We start from the raw sequence: 15,257 nt of genomic DNA on the forward strand, positions 1-15,257 counted from the left end.
CATATTTGTTAAATAGTTACAATAAATCATATTTATTGAATATTAAATAAATAAAAATTAATTTTAACATCAATAAATTAACAATAATAAAATTAAAAAAACAGTTTAGATAAGTCTGTAAAAAGGGGGAACTTACAATTAAATGAATTGTATTCAATTCAATTAATTGTAAGCATTATAAATTTAATATTATATTTATTTTTAATTTTTTTTTATATTTTAATTAACTGATATTTAAATAATAAAAACACAAAAAGAAAATGACAAATAACAAAACCTAGCGTATGAAAAAAATAATTTTGTCTTTTTGCGCCATTGCTGTTTTACAATCCTGCATTGTTTCTACAGCTGCAAAAGCAGTTAAAGGTGTTGCAAAAGTTAGCTATAAAGCCGTAAAAGGAACCGTAAAAGGCGTCAGCTGGGCAGTAAGCAAAACCAATGGGAAAATAGATGAAGACCGCATCGACGGAACCTGGAAAGTCGTTGGTGTCTATAAAGGTTCATTTGAGACTTTTACCAACGATCAAAACCCCGACACTTCTTTTGAAAGTGAATGCACTGATGGTTTTGATCAGATTATATTCAATGCCAGGAAGTCAAAATTCCGGCAGGTGCATTGCGGCACAGAGAAAGAAGACTGGCAAAAATATGACTTTGAATTCGGGAAAAATCCTTTAACCAAAGAAAAGGAAAACTACATCGAATATAATTCTAATAATTACATCTCTATCATTGACATCAATAGTAAAACTATGATTCTGGAAGGCAATCTGATGCCCAAACTGGCATTTTCCGGCGGAAAACTATACTTATTGGAAAAAGTAAATTAAAAACTTAGCATATGTAAAATTTAAATTTAGAATTTTGAGTAATAAATTCAAATAAACCGAGTAAAAACCAAAATAACTATGCAACATATAAAAATAATCAGCCAAAAATTATGTTTTATTTCTTCTTTCTTGCTAATAACCCTGAGTATCTTCTGTTCTCCGGTTCATGCACAGATGCCGGATTCTGTCCGTGTGCATCTTGATTCATGTTTTTCCATTCTGAAAGAAAACTCCCTCTACACCAATCGTGTGGACTGGAACACTACACGCAAGAAAGTATTTGAAAAAGCAAAAACAGCAAAAAATAAATCGGACGCATTTGAAGCTATGAAAATTGCCTTTGATGCTTTAGGAGATATGCACGCCGCATATTATCATCTTGATAAGTCCTACATTTTGGAGAATAAAAAACTTATCAGCAGATATTCTGATTCCATCAAAGCCGGATGGAAAAGCGGACCACGCATTGAAGGTAAAATGATTGGAACCACAGCTTACCTCCGTGTTCCCTATATTGGCGTTACTAAGCAGGAACAAATAGAAAGTTATGGAAATTGGATTTATAAGGAAGTGAGTCAGCTGAAGAGTCAGAATCCAAAAGCATGGATCATTGACCTCCGATTAAACGGCGGCGGGAACATACGTCCGATGCTTGCAGGATTGGCACCATTTTTCAAAGACGGAATTATAAGCTATTACATCAATAATAAAGGAAAATCTGAAGATAAATCTTCTTTCAAAGGAGGCGATTTTCTTATGGACGGAGAGATACAGGCTCATATCAAGAATAAAATTACCAGCTTTCCTGATGCGAAAGTAGCAGTACTTGTTGGTCCCGGCACAGGCAGTTCAGGAGAGATTACTGCAGCGGTTTTCAGTAAAAGAAGCAATACTGTCCTTTTAGGAGATGACACGGCCGGTCTTGCGAACGCTACAAACGGTTTTGTTTTCAATGACAATAAAACCTATTTCCGTATGTCTAACGCTTATATCGCAGATTCTAATAAGAAAAAATTTCCGGAAATTATAAAACCAGATATCTATGTCAAGGATCAGGAAAGCTTTAACAATATCAGCAATGATCCTGCTGTTCAAAAAGCAATTGACTATCTGAAACAGAAAAACAGCATGAATAAATTACCCTAAATAAAAATTCATTTCTATCTATAAATAAAAAAACGTTCAGAATATTCTGAACGTTTTGATTTGCAGAGAGGAAGGGATTCGAACCCTCGATACAGTTACCCGTATACTACCTTTCCAGGGTAGCTCCTTCAACCACTCGGACACCTCTCTAATTGAGGTTGCAAATATAATGAAATATCTGAAATCTCAAAAGAATATTAAAAGTCTTCTGTGATTTCTCCACAAATATTTTCCCCAAAAATCTCTGAAAAATTTTTATCATACGCCGGGTTACCAAGAATATGCATCACTTTTGTGATGGCCGCTTCCGCTGTCATGTCTTTCCCGCTGATAGCACCGATCTGAGTAAAAACATTACTGTTGCTATATTTTCCGAAATTGATTCCACCAGATATACACTGGCTGATTACCACAATTTCGATCCTGCGTTCCCTAAGTTGCTGGAGGACAGACTTGGTTTTATCACTGTTAAAGATGGTTCCTGAGCCGAAAACCTGCAAAACAATAGCTTCCGGCGTTTTGAGTTCCAATAAGGATTCAAATTTCATTCCCGGGAAGATTCTGTAAAACAAAACATTTTCATTGAGATAAGTATCCAATTCAAATTCGCCATTTGGTTTATGAAGTAAATCTTTTTCGATGTTAAGATGAACACCTGATTGCCCAAGAATAGGATAATTCGGACTTTGATAAGCATCAAAAAACTCAGCGGAATATTTCAAACTTCGGTTTCCACGCAACAGTTTATATTCAAAATAAACCGCAACTTCTTTTATGACCGTTTCATCATTTTCATAAAGACTGGCGTAATAAAGACTTGTTAAAAGATTTTCTTTCGCATCAGTTCGCAAATCTCCAATTGGTAACTGAGAACCTGTCAGTATCACTGGTTTTCCTAGGTTTTTCAACATAAAACTAAGCGCAGAAGCTGTGTAAGACATGGTATCTGTGCCATGAAGAATCAGAAAACCATCAAAAGCATGGTAATTTTTATGAATCCATTCTGCGATCAGCCGCCATTCTTTCGGGCCCATGTCGGAAGAATCTACAGGATTTTCAAACGGATGAACCGAAACTTCACATTCCAGTAGATTCATTTCCGGGATTCTTTTGAAAATCGTGGAGAAATCAAACGGGACAAGACTTCCCGTTGCATAATCTTTTTCCATCCCTATGGTTCCGCCGGTGTAGATAAGCAGGACTTTTCTTTTCATAGACTGATATTGATTCGAAGGTGTAAACTGCAGCCAACTTCGACTTCGCTCAGCGTAAACATTTTGAATGTAGCTCTTTTTCTTTTTGCTAAAAAAGAAAAAAATCGGGAGTGGAAGGCGGATTAAGCTGCCATAAAAATTCTCAGCAAAAGTAAAATTTTAATCTGAATCAGGAAAATAAAAAACACCCGTTGAAAAACGGGTATTAATCATATATTTAAGTTAAATTATTTAACCAAAAGAATACTGGCGATCTGATTTGCCAATTCTGTGCCGATTCTGTCCTGAGCTTCTTCGGTTGCTGCACCAGTATGCGGCGTCAAAGATATTTTTGGATGGTTCAGTATTCTTTCAGAAGGTGTCGGTTCATTGTCAAAAACATCAAGACCGGCAAAAGCCAATTTTCCGCTGTCAAGCGCTTCTATCAATGCATTCTCATCAATCACGCCTCCTCTGGCACAATTGACGATCGCTGCTCCGGTTTTCATGTTTTCCAACTCCGCTTTCCCAATGATCGGTCCATCCTGAGCCGGAACGTGAAGCGTGATAAAATCAGCATGCTGAATCAGCTGTTCAAGCGGTTCCGTTTCGATTTCTACATTGATATACTGACTGTTATAAAAATCAACCCGCACACTAGCCTTTCCGATTCTCGTGTCAGAAGCAATCACTTTCATCCCAAGTCCAAGTGCAATTCTTGCAACCTCCTGCCCGATTCTTCCGATGCCCACGATACCGATGGTTTTCCCTCTAAGTTCTATTCCGGCTTCGTATCTTTTTTTCAGTTTTGCAAACTCGGTGTTGCCTTTAACAGGCATTTCCCGGTTAGAATCCTGAAGGAATCTACAGCCGGAGAAAAGGTGCGCAAAAACCAGTTCCGCCACTGATTCCGAAGATGCTGCAGGCGTATTGATAACATGTTTGCCTTTTTCTCTTGCATACGCTACCTCAATATTATCCATCCCAACGCCGCCGCGTCCTATGATTTCCATACTCGGGCATTGGTCAATCATTTCCCTGGTCACTTTCGTTGCGCTTCTCACCAGCAATACCGTCACCTGATTTTCGTTGATATAAGTGATCAGATTTTCCTGAGGCACTTTATCCGTAATCACCTCAAATCCGTTTTGTAATAGAGCATTAATTCCGGACTTTGTCAGGCCGTCATTTGCAAGTACTTTCATTATATATTATATTTTTTTGAAGAACAGAATCTGTTCATTAATTAATTGGTTTAAGAGCTGTTTGACTATCGTGGAACAGTCTTTTTTATTATTAGTCTGGAGCTGTTTCCCGCTATCCGCTATATCTTTTTTGTTTTTAGAATATTTGTATTTCTCAAAGAAAGTGAGGCATAAAAAACAAAAAAAGAAGCCGCTTCTATCGGGGCTATAGGTTTTATCATCCAATCAAAAATTCCCGAAAATAGAAACTTCGGGAATTGAATTTTTAAAATATTTCAATCACGGAAAACCTCTATGGTTACTTGTTTTTCAACCATATCCGTGAATTTACCTTTGTATCTTGTTGCTTTTACAAGATGGTTGTCTATCCAGTGGTAGTTTCCGCCCCTCGGTTTACCAAGCAAAACGCTGTGATACTTGAAACCGTGTTTGTTCAGCCAGGTTTCTGTGATTTCTCGTAAATCTTCTGTTCTGGAAGTGAAGAAACAAATCTGGTGACCTTCATCATACCATTTATTGATTGTCGCCAAAGCGTCCGGAAATGGCTCACAAGTTACCATTCTTTCCGGTTCTTCATTAGGAACATCTTCTGTAATCGTTCCATCGATATCGATCAGATAATTCTTGATATCACCTTTCAGCATTGGGCTCAGATGTTCTATATATTCTAATTCCATCAGGTTAAATTTAAGTTGGCAAAATTACACTTTTATCCTGACCGTAGCAAATCATTATTAAGAGCTTAATAAAATCTTAATTTTAAAGAATATTTTTCAGAATTTTATTCTTTTAGATTTATCTAAATAATCTTTCAAATTGATATTTTTAATCCTGATCAAAAAAAACAGAGACTTCTTTGCAAAAGTCTCTGTTAGTATTAATTATTGCAGAAAACAAAAAAACCTGTTTTCTCTGAGTTTTTTATTCAACTAGTTCAGTTTTGTAACAACCATTCTTGAAGAACCATCTGTTGTAAGCGTATTATTAGAATTATTACTTACTCCCTCAGCAGTTATGACATCTCCCGCAGCACCTTGTACTACCATAGAAATGGAACATCTTGTGGTTGGCGATGGAACAAGGCTATTTAACGGTCCACTTCCATATGCAACAGCAACTCCATTTTGTTTGATTGCACCAAATAAAACTGCGGTGTTAACAACTCCAGCCATACTAACATTAATTAAAAACACACCTGCCGACGGTAAAATATAGGTAAATACGCTTGATGGTGTATTAGTAATTGTAACTGAAGAAGTTATGGATTGCGTAGAAACAATTGTAGCGCCGCCTCCTCCACTACTTGGCGTAACCCAAGCAGTATTATAATTGCTGGAATCGACTTTTTGCAAAACCTGTCCTGCACTGCCACCAATAGGGACACCAAATCCGGTAGGACCTGTTGCGCCAGTAACTCCAATACCCTGAGGGCCTTGAACACCAGTTGCGCCAATTGCTCCAGTTACACCCTGTGCACCTGTAGGACCTGTAGGACCCGTCACACCTTGAATACCCTGAGGACCTTGAACACCAGTCGCGCCAACCGCTCCAATTACACCTTGTGCACCTGTAGGACCTGTTGCACCCGTCACACCTTGAATACCCTGAGGACCTTGAACACCAGTCACGCCAACCGCTCCAGTTACACCTTGTGAACCTGTAGGGCCTGTTGCACCCGTCACACCTTGAATACCCTGAGGTCCTTGAACACCAGTCGCGCCAACCGCTCCAGTTACACCTTGTGCACCTGTAGGGCCTGTTGCACCCGTCACACCTTGAATACCCTGAGGTCCTGTTGCACCCGTTGCACCAGCTGGTCCGGGTGTTGAGCTACCAGAATTCTTGGCATATAAGGCATAAGGTACACTTAGCATTTGAGACGTTCCCGAGATTACGTAGTTATTCCCGCCACTAGGATCCGTCTCCGTTTTGAAAAAATAAATATCAGAACTCCAATCAATTGTGGCGAATGTACCGCTCTGTGGTGTTCCACCACCAATTTTGACCGAGACCAACCCGTTGGCATTGGTCTGGGATGTCTGAGTCTCAGCATAAACAACAGTTCCTGTAGCAGAGCCCTTCAGAATAGAGAACCGAAGTCCCACATTTTGATTTTTCACCAAATCATTGCTTTGATTTCTGATGACCGCCTGATAGCTTATCAGGTCAGAAGTCTGAGCCATCACAATGGCAGAGGCCAATGTCCCCAAAAGAGTAATGCTTTTTCTCATAATTATAATATGGTTTTAGATTATTTGTCTGTTTTTATAACTTTGAAAACTTTCAAAGGCTTTCCGCTTCTGATAACCTTCACATAATACAATCCTGCAGGATAGGAGGAAACTCTTAAAACGGTATCACGGGAACTCACTTTACCCGCCAATATCAATTTATCGGACGAATCATAAATAGAGTAAGTGTATTTGGAATAATCACTAAAATCAACCCTCAGGTTCAGAAAATCCTGAGTGGGATTTGGAAACACCTTAACATTTAGGCTGATCTCAGAAATATCAATACCAAGAGTCTGTGTGATTTCGTAAGGCTGTTGTACCCCTTGTGACACGCTGACCATCCCATTGGAGGGTGTATCCTGAAATGCCTGACCAAGTGAATAAGCAACTGTGCCGGATGATGAGAGTGCTACGCCACCTGATGTATTGAGAGAAGTCTGTGCACCAAGAGAACATCCAAATGCCAATAAAGAAAATGTAAAAATTGTAGCTTTCATAACATATTTATCATATTTAATTATTAGTTTTCAATGATATACAAATATATATCAATAATTAATAAAATAAATTTTTTATTATGAAAATTTAATTAAAAAATTATACAACAACCTTATCAGTCTATTTCTCAGACATCGATTTTAGATAGACTCTATTCTGATTAACAGCGGCACAGTCTGGTCTTGACAATGCCGCTTTTTCATTGTATATATTGGCTTTTTTATAATCGCCTAAAAATGAAAGGCAAACACATGCCTCGATATTTGGGATATAGGTCGAATAATCCGAAAATACAAAACCTATGGAATCCGTTTGTGGCAACCTGGTTGCCAGATCAAACCATCTGAAAGCCTTGGAATAATCCCGTGTATCTTTATAATAATATCCCAGCTGGCAACAGATTTCCGGTCTTGGGATGTCATATTCAAATGTTTTCAGAAGGACAGGCAGAATCTTGTCGTCTGCGCCTATCTTTTTATATTCTATAGACAATTGTTGGCAGCTGGCAATGATATCTTCTATCCAACCAAGATTGGACTCCAAAAATCGCTCGTAATACAAAATAGCTTTTTCGTTTTCATTATGATCTCTCAGCTCTCTGGCAAAATAATACAATTGACGTGGCGAGAAGTCTTTTCCTGTTTTTTCCAGAGCTTTGTAAATATCAATATTTCTTGACGACAACTTTTCCCCCTCTTGCTTTCTGTGCCAAATTTCAATTTCTGTGTGGAGCAGATTTCCAATCAAAGGAATACACTCGTGAACCGGATCTATCCATTGATAGTTCTTACTTTTTTTAAATAATCTCTCCCGAGTAGAATAGTATGAAGGATTCCCGGATTTATCAAATGACAAAACATATTTCATCGTGACAATCTCAACATCATCATTTAAAGCTTTTTTCAGTTCATTGATTTCCCTAACCGATTTTTCAGGAACTACATCATCAGCATCCAGCCACATCTGATAATCCATCGTTGCTTTGGAAAATGCAAAATTACGAGCAGCAGAGAAGTCATTAATCCATTCAAAATCGTAAACATTATCCGTGAATAGTTTCGCAATCTCTTTGGTTTTATCCGTAGAACCTGTATCAACGATGATGATTTCGTCAGCAAAATCTCTGGCGCTTTCCAAACATCTTCCCAAAACTTCTTCTTCATTTTTGACAATGAGGCACAAACTGATTTTCATAAATCCACAACTATTAAATTCTTAGCATAAATATAGAAGTTTTCTTGTCCCGAATATTATTATATTTGATTTTAAATAAAAACTATGGAGAAAAAACTCAAACTCTGGGACGCCGTGATGATCGTAATGGGTTCAATGATAGGAAGCGGAATTTTTATCGTGAGTTCTGATATGATGCGGAATCTCGGTTCCGGCTACTGGATGATCGTCGTCTGGCTGATTACTGCAGTTCTGACTGTAGCCGGCGCACTGAGCTACGGAGAATTATCTGCCATGTTCCCGAAGGCCGGCGGACAATACACTTATATCACGGAAATTTTTGGAAAGAAAATGGGATTTCTCTACGGCTGGGGTATGTTTACGGTGATACAGACCGGGACAATCGCTGCGGTTGCAGTGGCATTTGGGAAATTTACGGCTTATCTGGTTCCGGCACTTAATGATGCGGCTCCTATTTTCCAGAGTGGTGAGTTTAAGATTACCTGGATTCAGATTCTGGCGATTGTTGTTATTCTGTTTCTGACTTTTGTTAATACGAAAGGCGTTCAGTTTGGTAAGATTTTACAGAATGTTTTTACTTCTTCCAAAATCATTGCACTTTTGGGTTTGATTATCTTAGGATTTGTTTTGATTTCTCAATCCAACTGGAGTTCTAATATGAGTTTTGGTTGGGACGCATTCCAAAACCTGAAACAAACTGAATGGAAAAGTATTTCCGGAGCGACTGTTTTGGGCGGAATTGCTGCTGCTATGGTAGGCGCTGTTTTCAGTTCTGTAGCTTGGGAAAATGTAACTTTCATTTCCGGCGAAATCGAGAATCCGAAAAAGAATGTTGTAAAAGCAATGATTCTTGGAACTTCTGCTGTGATGATTCTTTATCTTCTCGTTAATTTTGTTTACCTCAACGCACTCGACAGAGATTCTATTGCATTCGCTGCGAATGATAGGGTTGCAGTTTCTGCTGCAGAAAAAATGTTCGGAAATGCCGGAACAATTATCATTGCTGTTCTTGTGATGATTTCGACTTTTGGCTGTGTGAATGGAATTGTCTTAGCCGGCGCAAGAGTTTTTCAGACGATGGCAAAAGACGGATTGTTCCTAAAATCTGCTGTAGAAAATAACCAAAACGGCGTTCCCGAAAAATCGCTTTGGATGCAAGGAATCTGGGCTAGTTTGCTTTGTCTGAGCGGACAATACGGAAATCTTTTGGATATGGTTTCCTTCGTGATTGTTTTGTTTTATATGCTTACGGTTTTTGGTGTCATCTACCTCAGAATCAAAAAACCTGAATTGGAAAGAGGTTACAAAACATTTCTTTATCCGTTCACACCGATTCTTTACCTCACGATTGGAACCGCTTTCTGTATTTTATTGTTGATTTATAAACCAGATTATACTTTGCTTGGATTAGGATTGATTTTGCTTGGGTTGCCGGTTTATTTTTTTATTGATAAAATGAAAGACTGAAGAAGTATTAAAAAAAATATTTTATCTTTAAATCACTTACAAATATTACATAATTATATAATAAATTACAATGATGAAATCTGTAGTAACCTTATTTTTTCTATTTATTTTAAGTTTAAATTTTGCACAAAATTCCACGGAGGAGTTAAATAAAATTGGAAGAAATCCAATAATTTTAATTGATAGTGTTAGGATTAATAATGATGAAATTCAAAATTATGACCCAAAAGAGATTGCAATATTTAGTCAATACACCGGTAATCAAGCTCTAGAACTATTCCCTGAGGGAGGAAATGATGGTGTTATCTACATTGAGACAAAAAAGTTTAGCAAAAAAAGATTTGAAAATTATTTTAAAACAAAATCTAAAGAATACCGAAATTTACTTTCGAGAGGAATTGATGACACAAAAATCCAATATATATTAAATAACAAAGTGCTAACTACAGATTTTGAAGGAGATTTAGCTTCTATAAATGATAATTTTTTCAAATCACTAAAAGTCATTGACAGAAAAGAATTACAGAAAAAATTTAATTTAAAAGACAAAGACTACGGGATTATTATCAATTCTGATGTTCCAGATAATTTGCAGAATGGAACGGAAAAATTTAATAAATAGAAATTTATAATTAGTAAAAATGTTAATGGTTTTAAAAGAGGTTTTGTTAATTTATTCCTAAAATATTCTAATAATGAAATATTAAAAACTGATTATTGGAAAGAAATAGAAAAATATTATTCTCAGAAAAGTAGAAAATATCATAATCTCACTCATCTGGAAAATATGATTCTTGAATTGGGAGAAGTAAAAGATAAAATTTCAGACTATGATTCAATACTTTTTTCCATTTTCTATCACGATATTATTTATAAAGCCACATCCAAAGACAACGAAGAGAAAAGTGCAGAATTAACAAAAATCAGACTTGAAAAACTGAATATTCCGAATGAAAAAATAATTTAGAATTTACAATCAGATTCTCGCAACAAAATCTCACAAAAGAAGTGAAGATTCTGACACTAATTTTCTTCTTGATGCAGATTTAGCAATTCTCGGTCAGGATTGGAAAATCTATGAAAATTACACTCAACAAATCAGAAAAGAATATTCAATTTATCCGGACTTTATGTATAAACCTGGACGTAAAAAAGTATTGACTCATTTTTTAGGATTTGAGGAAATTTTCAAAACAGATTACTTCAAAGGAAAATACGAAGACAAAGCGAGGGAAAATATTCAAAGAGAATTAGGCGAAAATTAATTTTTTTATTGTTACCAAAATTTGGTAACTTTGATTTAATTAATAATAAAATGGGACGAAATACATCTGTTTCTTTAGGAGATCATTTTGAAGACTTTGTAGACGATAAAATTTCGCAAGGAAGATTCAAGAATGCCAGTGAAGTTATCCGCGCCGGATTGAGACTTTTGGAAGAGGAAGAAAATAAACTACAGTTTCTCAAAAATGCTGTTCAGGAAGGAATCAAAAGTGGAATTGCAAAAGATTTTGTACCAGAAAGCCATCTTGCCTCATTAAAAGCCAAAATTAAAAATGGCTAAATATTTCTTTACGAACAAAGCTGTAGAAGACCTTTCCAATATTTATGAATATACTTATTACTTTTGGTCAGAAAAACAAGCTGATAAGTATTATGAAGAACTAATCAGCTTTTGTCAAATGCTTTCTGAGAATCCAAATATTGGAAAAAAATATAGCGAAATTGATTCTGACATTTTTGGATTTTTAGCGAATCGACATATTATCTTTTACAGAATTCCAGGCATCAATGAAATTGAAATTACGAGAATCATTGGTTCTGATATGGATTTGAAATCAAGACTAAAAGATTAGCCCTCCAACAAAAACTCCTTATAATTCCCCAAAAACTTAACATCTGCACCAATCGCTCTCAGCTCATCAATCGAATTGATATAAAGAACATTATCCCAATCGCCGACAACAGTTACAAAGAAAAAATAATTACCCAATTTCGTTTTCAAAGTTCGAGATTCTATTTTGCTAAGATTCATATTTCGCCACGCAAAAACCGATAAAACCTGATGCAAACCTCCGGCGTGATCTTCTGGCAAAGTAATCAGAAGCGCTGTTTTTTTTCCGAAACTTTCCATCTCATTTTGATAAGAATTCTCGGTCTTGGAAATGACAATAAAGCGGGTGTGATTTTCCTCCACATCGTGGATATTTTCATCGATGACTTTCAAGCCGTAAAGATTCATTGCAAATTTGTTGGCGACTGCGGCTATTTTTCTGTCAGGATTTTCAGAAACCCGCTTTGCAGCCGCTGCTGTAGAAGCAAAATCTTGCTTTGGCACATCTGGATATTTTTGATTCAGGAAATGAAAACTTTGCGCAAGCGCCTGCGGATGAGAATAGATTTTCTCAATAGCCAAATTATTTTCCTGATCCGGATGTATCATCAGATGATGTGCAATTGGCATTACAGCTTCTGCTTCAATCTTGATTTCAGATGTTTGATAAAGATAATCCAAAGTCATAGAAACCGTCCCCTCTATCGAGTTTTCAAGAGGAACAACTGCTTTGTCCACTTCATTGTTTTGAACCGCCAAAAAACAATCCAGGATATTAGCCTTTGGAATTAGTTCATCTTTAGGGAATAATTGAGTTGCGGTCAATTGCGTAAAAGAAGCTTCGGGTCCCAGGAATGCTATTTTCATGTTGCGAAATTAAAGAATTTTGAACTACAAATCGCAGATTTGACGAAGTCAAAATACACAAAATATAAATGAACAACAAATTAAATCCTTCGACTCCGCTCAGGATGACAATTGAAAAACTAAAGTTAATTCTCAAAAGTGTCAGGCTGAGCGGAGTCGAAGCCCAATTTCTCACTTAAACTTTTGTGACTTTGTGGGTTTAACCTAATCAACCGTTTTCTTAGAAAAATCAAAGTTAAAATTGGCACTCACGATAAAACCATTGTTGTATTGAAACACATTTTTACCTTCCACTTCCCTTCCCAACTGCACGATTTGATTCAGATAACCACCTTCCACTCTAATTAAATCATTGAATTTATATCCCAACAAAACGCCGATTCGGTTTTGGTCAAAGATATTTTCGCCAACATTTTTCCCAAAGCCAATCATCATCTCATCATAAACCGCAACATAAGGTGTTTTGTCAGCAATCGAAGTTCCTTTCAAAGGCATATGCAGGCGAATCATATAACGCGCCCGGTTCATAAACGGATACTGGTCTTCGGAAGTGAGATTGGCATCAGAATATCTTCCAACCCAACGTTGTTCCAACATAAAACGATGCGACAAATCGATTTTTCCAATCTTGTCGGTCACTGTCGCCATTTCATAAATCCTGTGTTCTGTAAAATCTTTTCCCATTCCGTTCAATGGGATTTCGCCGTATGGAAAAGTCTCTGCCCAAGCGTAACCTACACGTAATTGCAGGTTTGGATTTGCCTGATAATTGATTCCCAAACGCAAAAGACTTTGTTGCCAAGTTGTGATATAATCATTTCTTCGCCACTGATATTCGGTATGAATGGAAAATTTTGAATCCAACTTGAAAGTGCCGTTGTAAGCATACCATCCGATGTTATTATGATTGCTGATTCGGTTTTGTGCGGAAAAAGAATTTGAAATTAAACCAAAGAATAATGCACTGAAGAATAATTTTGTCTTGGTAAAAACCATATTGAAATGTTATCGATTTCTACAAAACTAACGATTCAGAAAGGGAAAAGCAAATTGGTTAAGCTACAATTAGTTTTAACGAAAAGGACAAAAATTTAAAGTGAAACTTATATTTTAACACACAAGATTTTAACTTCGTTAAAATTTAATTAGTTTCTATGCTGATGGCTGGAACTTTATAATTATTGAATTTCTTATCAGGCTGCAGAATTCTGGCTCTTTTTAATAATTCTTCTGCAATCAGAATCGATTCGTTGTGAACTTCGATATCATTCAGAAAAAATCTGGATTCTAAGGTGAGATTTAATTTTTTCTTAGCTTCGGAAACCGTGACTTTTTCTAGGTTCAGAGGTTTTTTCATATTAATATTAATCAAACCGTTTTTCACAAGGTCGTCATATTGTTCGATTTGTGAAGACGGCGATTTGTAAACCTGAATACTTTCAATATCTTCCGGATTGAAACTGTGAAGTAAAACATTTGAAACAATCACGTTATCAACAATATATATGGGATTAGTCTCAGATTTCTGAGCGAAGGAAAATTGGACGCAAAACAGAACTGAGAAAACAAGAATCAGCTTTTTCATAAAATTTAGATTTAATTTAAAATTAAATAATCAGCAAAAATAAATTATTTATCGTTGATTTCTAGATTTAGCAAATCATCAAAAATCTGCCCAATTTGCGAAATCTGCGTGAAATTTTCTTTTTCAAATTCTAATTGGCGTCACCTTTTTCCATGCCTTTTTCGATTTTTTCCTCCACCTCAGCTTCTTCTTCCTCAGAAATATCGAATTGGTCTTCCTTGTCCTCATTTCTGATAACAAGGGAAATCCAGATCGGAAAATGATCAGAGTCAACAGAGTCCATCACCTTCATATCGACCAACCGGAAATGCGGGCTTACGAAAAAGTGGTCAAGCGGCCAACGCAGAAACCAATATTTGGCATGGAAAGTATTGAACATTCCACGTCCACGTCGCGGGTCAAGCATTCCGCTGGATTTTAGAAATAATTTGGTCGTTCTGGACCAGGCGACGTCATTCAGATCTCCAAAAACAATGGCAGGTTTTCCAAATTCTTCTGCTTTTTCTCCAACTAATAAAATCTCCGCATCGCGTTCTGTACTTTCAGGATTTTCCTGCGGAACCGGCGGAGTTGGATGAATTCCGAACAATCTTACAATCTGATCATTATATTCCAAATCAGCAACAATAGACGGAATATCATCATCAATCAGATAATTGATCTCATAATTTTTAACAGGAAAATGGCTGTAAAACAAAAGTCCATACGTGTTGTCCAAAGGTACTTCGATTCTGTATTCGTAATCTTTGGTAACAGCTTCGAGTGATTTTTTCCATTCTTCATCGGTTTCCAAAAAGAACAAAACAGAAGGATTTTCTTTTTTTACCAGATCAATCAATTTATAATAATTCCGGTTGTGCTGGTAAACATTACAAACGAGAATATCCAGAACTTTTTCCTCGGGATCTGGCGCTGCTTTATCAATCATTGTCTTTCCAAAATCAGTGTACGGAATAATGATGTAAAACAAATATGCCGCACAGACAGCTTCAACAGAAAGAATTATATATTCATAAACATTAGGATTTTCGAAAATGAAAAACCAAGCGAAAATCAGAATCAAAAGGATAATAAACTTCTGAAATCTGGGATAATCGAAAACCCTGAAAGTCCAGTAAGAATTCCTGATGGCCGGAATCAGTATCGATAAAATCGATAAAACGGAAAAAAACCAATATAAGCAATGGGTTACACTTTCCATTTC

The 15,257-nt window shown here is 36.5% G+C and carries 18 protein-coding genes and 1 tRNA gene; 8 read left to right on the forward strand and 11 right to left on the reverse strand.

Translation table 11 applies throughout. The annotated features are described in order from the left end of the window. Positions 1 to 284: 284 nt before the first annotated feature. Positions 285 to 830 (forward strand): hypothetical protein, encoded by a 546-nt coding sequence (locus tag BUA97_RS02755; RefSeq protein ID WP_072996325.1) that lies wholly within the window; start codon positions 285 to 287, stop codon positions 828 to 830. A gap of 78 nt (positions 831 to 908) precedes the next feature. Next, positions 909 to 1,976 (forward strand): S41 family peptidase, encoded by a 1,068-nt coding sequence (locus BUA97_RS02760; RefSeq protein WP_084081238.1) that lies wholly within the window; start codon positions 909 to 911, stop codon positions 1,974 to 1,976. A gap of 63 nt (positions 1,977 to 2,039) precedes the next feature. On the opposite strand, the gene BUA97_RS02765 is transcribed toward BUA97_RS02760, so the two are convergent. The 7 genes from BUA97_RS02765 to BUA97_RS02795 all read right to left on the reverse strand — a co-directional run bounded on the left by BUA97_RS02765 (position 2,040) and on the right by BUA97_RS02795 (position 8,300). Next, positions 2,040 to 2,126 (reverse strand) — tRNA-Ser (locus BUA97_RS02765). Positions 2,127 to 2,173: 47 nt separating this feature from the next. Continuing rightward, on the reverse strand, positions 2,174 to 3,190 hold the full coding sequence (locus BUA97_RS02770; protein ID WP_072996327.1) for an asparaginase: 1,017 nt from the start codon (positions 3,188 to 3,190) through the stop codon (positions 2,174 to 2,176). A gap of 227 nt (positions 3,191 to 3,417) precedes the next feature. Beyond that, positions 3,418 to 4,374 (reverse strand): D-2-hydroxyacid dehydrogenase, encoded by a 957-nt coding sequence (locus BUA97_RS02775; protein WP_175546166.1) that lies wholly within the window; start codon positions 4,372 to 4,374, stop codon positions 3,418 to 3,420. Positions 4,375 to 4,649: 275 nt separating this feature from the next. Further along, the gene (locus tag BUA97_RS02780) at positions 4,650 to 5,051 is read right to left on the reverse strand and encodes an LNS2 domain-containing protein (protein WP_072996329.1); all 402 of its coding nucleotides are present in this window, start codon (positions 5,049 to 5,051) and stop codon (positions 4,650 to 4,652) included. A 252-nt stretch (positions 5,052 to 5,303) separates the two neighbouring features. Further along, entirely contained in the window at positions 5,304 to 6,605 is a 1,302-nt protein-coding gene (locus BUA97_RS17425) for a collagen-like domain-containing protein (RefSeq protein WP_072996330.1), read from the reverse strand. Between the two features lie 20 nt (positions 6,606 to 6,625). Next, positions 6,626 to 7,105 carry a T9SS type A sorting domain-containing protein gene (locus BUA97_RS02790; protein ID WP_072996331.1) on the reverse strand — a complete coding sequence of 160 codons (480 nt, stop codon included), beginning with the start codon at positions 7,103 to 7,105 and terminating at the stop codon, positions 6,626 to 6,628. A gap of 121 nt (positions 7,106 to 7,226) precedes the next feature. Then, positions 7,227 to 8,300, reverse strand: a complete 1,074-nt coding sequence (locus BUA97_RS02795) for a glycosyltransferase family 2 protein (protein ID WP_072996332.1) — start codon at positions 8,298 to 8,300, stop codon at positions 7,227 to 7,229. 84 nt (positions 8,301 to 8,384) lie between these two features. On the opposite strand from BUA97_RS02795, the gene BUA97_RS02800 reads away from it, so the two are divergent. The 6 genes from BUA97_RS02800 to BUA97_RS02820 all read left to right on the forward strand — a co-directional run bounded on the left by BUA97_RS02800 (position 8,385) and on the right by BUA97_RS02820 (position 11,623). Then, positions 8,385 to 9,767, forward strand: a complete 1,383-nt coding sequence (locus BUA97_RS02800; protein ID WP_072996333.1) for an APC family permease — start codon at positions 8,385 to 8,387, stop codon at positions 9,765 to 9,767. A 70-nt stretch (positions 9,768 to 9,837) separates the two neighbouring features. Next, the gene (locus BUA97_RS02805; RefSeq protein ID WP_072996334.1) at positions 9,838 to 10,389 is read left to right on the forward strand and encodes a hypothetical protein; all 552 of its coding nucleotides are present in this window, start codon (positions 9,838 to 9,840) and stop codon (positions 10,387 to 10,389) included. A gap of 165 nt (positions 10,390 to 10,554) precedes the next feature. Then, positions 10,555 to 10,734 (forward strand): hypothetical protein, encoded by a 180-nt coding sequence (locus tag BUA97_RS17280; RefSeq protein WP_245795793.1) that lies wholly within the window; start codon positions 10,555 to 10,557, stop codon positions 10,732 to 10,734. A gap of 163 nt (positions 10,735 to 10,897) precedes the next feature. Then, positions 10,898 to 11,032 (forward strand): hypothetical protein, encoded by a 135-nt coding sequence (locus tag BUA97_RS17385; RefSeq protein WP_262494332.1) that lies wholly within the window; start codon positions 10,898 to 10,900, stop codon positions 11,030 to 11,032. Positions 11,033 to 11,082: 50 nt separating this feature from the next. Continuing rightward, on the forward strand, positions 11,083 to 11,331 hold the full coding sequence (locus BUA97_RS02815) for a type II toxin-antitoxin system ParD family antitoxin (RefSeq protein ID WP_072996335.1): 249 nt from the start codon (positions 11,083 to 11,085) through the stop codon (positions 11,329 to 11,331). Beyond that, the gene (locus BUA97_RS02820; protein WP_072996336.1) at positions 11,324 to 11,623 is read left to right on the forward strand and encodes a type II toxin-antitoxin system RelE/ParE family toxin; all 300 of its coding nucleotides are present in this window, start codon (positions 11,324 to 11,326) and stop codon (positions 11,621 to 11,623) included. Before BUA97_RS02815 ends, BUA97_RS02820 begins: the two co-directional genes overlap by 8 nt. Here BUA97_RS02820 and pheA read toward each other — a convergent pair. From pheA to BUA97_RS02840, 4 genes are all read right to left on the reverse strand, one after another. Then, positions 11,620 to 12,468: a prephenate dehydratase gene (pheA, locus tag BUA97_RS02825; RefSeq protein WP_072996337.1), complete on the reverse strand. Its 849-nt coding sequence runs from the start codon at positions 12,466 to 12,468 to the stop codon at positions 11,620 to 11,622. The genes BUA97_RS02820 and pheA overlap by 4 nt on opposite strands. Positions 12,469 to 12,672: 204 nt before the next feature. Continuing rightward, on the reverse strand, positions 12,673 to 13,464 hold the full coding sequence (locus BUA97_RS02830; protein WP_072996338.1) for a DUF2490 domain-containing protein: 792 nt from the start codon (positions 13,462 to 13,464) through the stop codon (positions 12,673 to 12,675). A 145-nt stretch (positions 13,465 to 13,609) separates the two neighbouring features. Further along, positions 13,610 to 14,053: a SusC/RagA family TonB-linked outer membrane protein gene (locus BUA97_RS02835; RefSeq protein ID WP_072996339.1), complete on the reverse strand. Its 444-nt coding sequence runs from the start codon at positions 14,051 to 14,053 to the stop codon at positions 13,610 to 13,612. Positions 14,054 to 14,183: 130 nt separating this feature from the next. Further along, complete coding sequence (locus BUA97_RS02840) at positions 14,184 to 15,254, reverse strand: endonuclease/exonuclease/phosphatase family protein (RefSeq protein WP_072996340.1); 1,071 nt, start codon at positions 15,252 to 15,254, stop codon at positions 14,184 to 14,186. Between the last annotated feature and the right edge of the window lie 3 nt (positions 15,255 to 15,257).

This window comes from Epilithonimonas mollis, assembly GCF_900142325.1.
Taxonomy (GTDB): domain Bacteria; phylum Bacteroidota; class Bacteroidia; order Flavobacteriales; family Weeksellaceae; genus Epilithonimonas; species Epilithonimonas mollis.

What these genes read in the sequence shown, in the direction of transcription:
- BUA97_RS02755 (WP_072996325.1), top strand. Translation starts at nt 285, where the DNA reads ATGAAAAAAATAATTTTGTCTTTTTGCGCCATTGCTGTTTTACAATCC.
- BUA97_RS02760 (WP_084081238.1), top strand. Translation starts at nt 909, where the DNA reads ATGCAACATATAAAAATAATCAGCCAAAAATTATGTTTTATTTCTTCT.
- BUA97_RS02770 (WP_072996327.1), bottom strand. Translation starts at nt 3,190, where the DNA reads ATGAAAAGAAAAGTCCTGCTTATCTACACCGGCGGAACCATAGGGATG.
- BUA97_RS02775 (WP_175546166.1), bottom strand. Translation starts at nt 4,374, where the DNA reads ATGAAAGTACTTGCAAATGACGGCCTGACAAAGTCCGGAATTAATGCT.
- BUA97_RS02780 (WP_072996329.1), bottom strand. Translation starts at nt 5,051, where the DNA reads ATGGAATTAGAATATATAGAACATCTGAGCCCAATGCTGAAAGGTGAT.
- BUA97_RS17425 (WP_072996330.1), bottom strand. Translation starts at nt 6,605, where the DNA reads ATGAGAAAAAGCATTACTCTTTTGGGGACATTGGCCTCTGCCATTGTG.
- BUA97_RS02790 (WP_072996331.1), bottom strand. Translation starts at nt 7,105, where the DNA reads ATGAAAGCTACAATTTTTACATTTTCTTTATTGGCATTTGGATGTTCT.
- BUA97_RS02795 (WP_072996332.1), bottom strand. Translation starts at nt 8,300, where the DNA reads ATGAAAATCAGTTTGTGCCTCATTGTCAAAAATGAAGAAGAAGTTTTG.
- BUA97_RS02800 (WP_072996333.1), top strand. Translation starts at nt 8,385, where the DNA reads ATGGAGAAAAAACTCAAACTCTGGGACGCCGTGATGATCGTAATGGGT.
- BUA97_RS02805 (WP_072996334.1), top strand. Translation starts at nt 9,838, where the DNA reads ATGATGAAATCTGTAGTAACCTTATTTTTTCTATTTATTTTAAGTTTA.
- BUA97_RS17280 (WP_245795793.1), top strand. Translation starts at nt 10,555, where the DNA reads ATGATTCTTGAATTGGGAGAAGTAAAAGATAAAATTTCAGACTATGAT.
- BUA97_RS17385 (WP_262494332.1), top strand. Translation starts at nt 10,898, where the DNA reads ATGTATAAACCTGGACGTAAAAAAGTATTGACTCATTTTTTAGGATTT.
- BUA97_RS02815 (WP_072996335.1), top strand. Translation starts at nt 11,083, where the DNA reads ATGGGACGAAATACATCTGTTTCTTTAGGAGATCATTTTGAAGACTTT.
- BUA97_RS02820 (WP_072996336.1), top strand. Translation starts at nt 11,324, where the DNA reads ATGGCTAAATATTTCTTTACGAACAAAGCTGTAGAAGACCTTTCCAAT.
- pheA (WP_072996337.1), bottom strand. Translation starts at nt 12,468, where the DNA reads ATGAAAATAGCATTCCTGGGACCCGAAGCTTCTTTTACGCAATTGACC.
- BUA97_RS02830 (WP_072996338.1), bottom strand. Translation starts at nt 13,464, where the DNA reads ATGGTTTTTACCAAGACAAAATTATTCTTCAGTGCATTATTCTTTGGT.
- BUA97_RS02835 (WP_072996339.1), bottom strand. Translation starts at nt 14,053, where the DNA reads ATGAAAAAGCTGATTCTTGTTTTCTCAGTTCTGTTTTGCGTCCAATTT.
- BUA97_RS02840 (WP_072996340.1), bottom strand. Translation starts at nt 15,254, where the DNA reads ATGGAAAGTGTAACCCATTGCTTATATTGGTTTTTTTCCGTTTTATCG.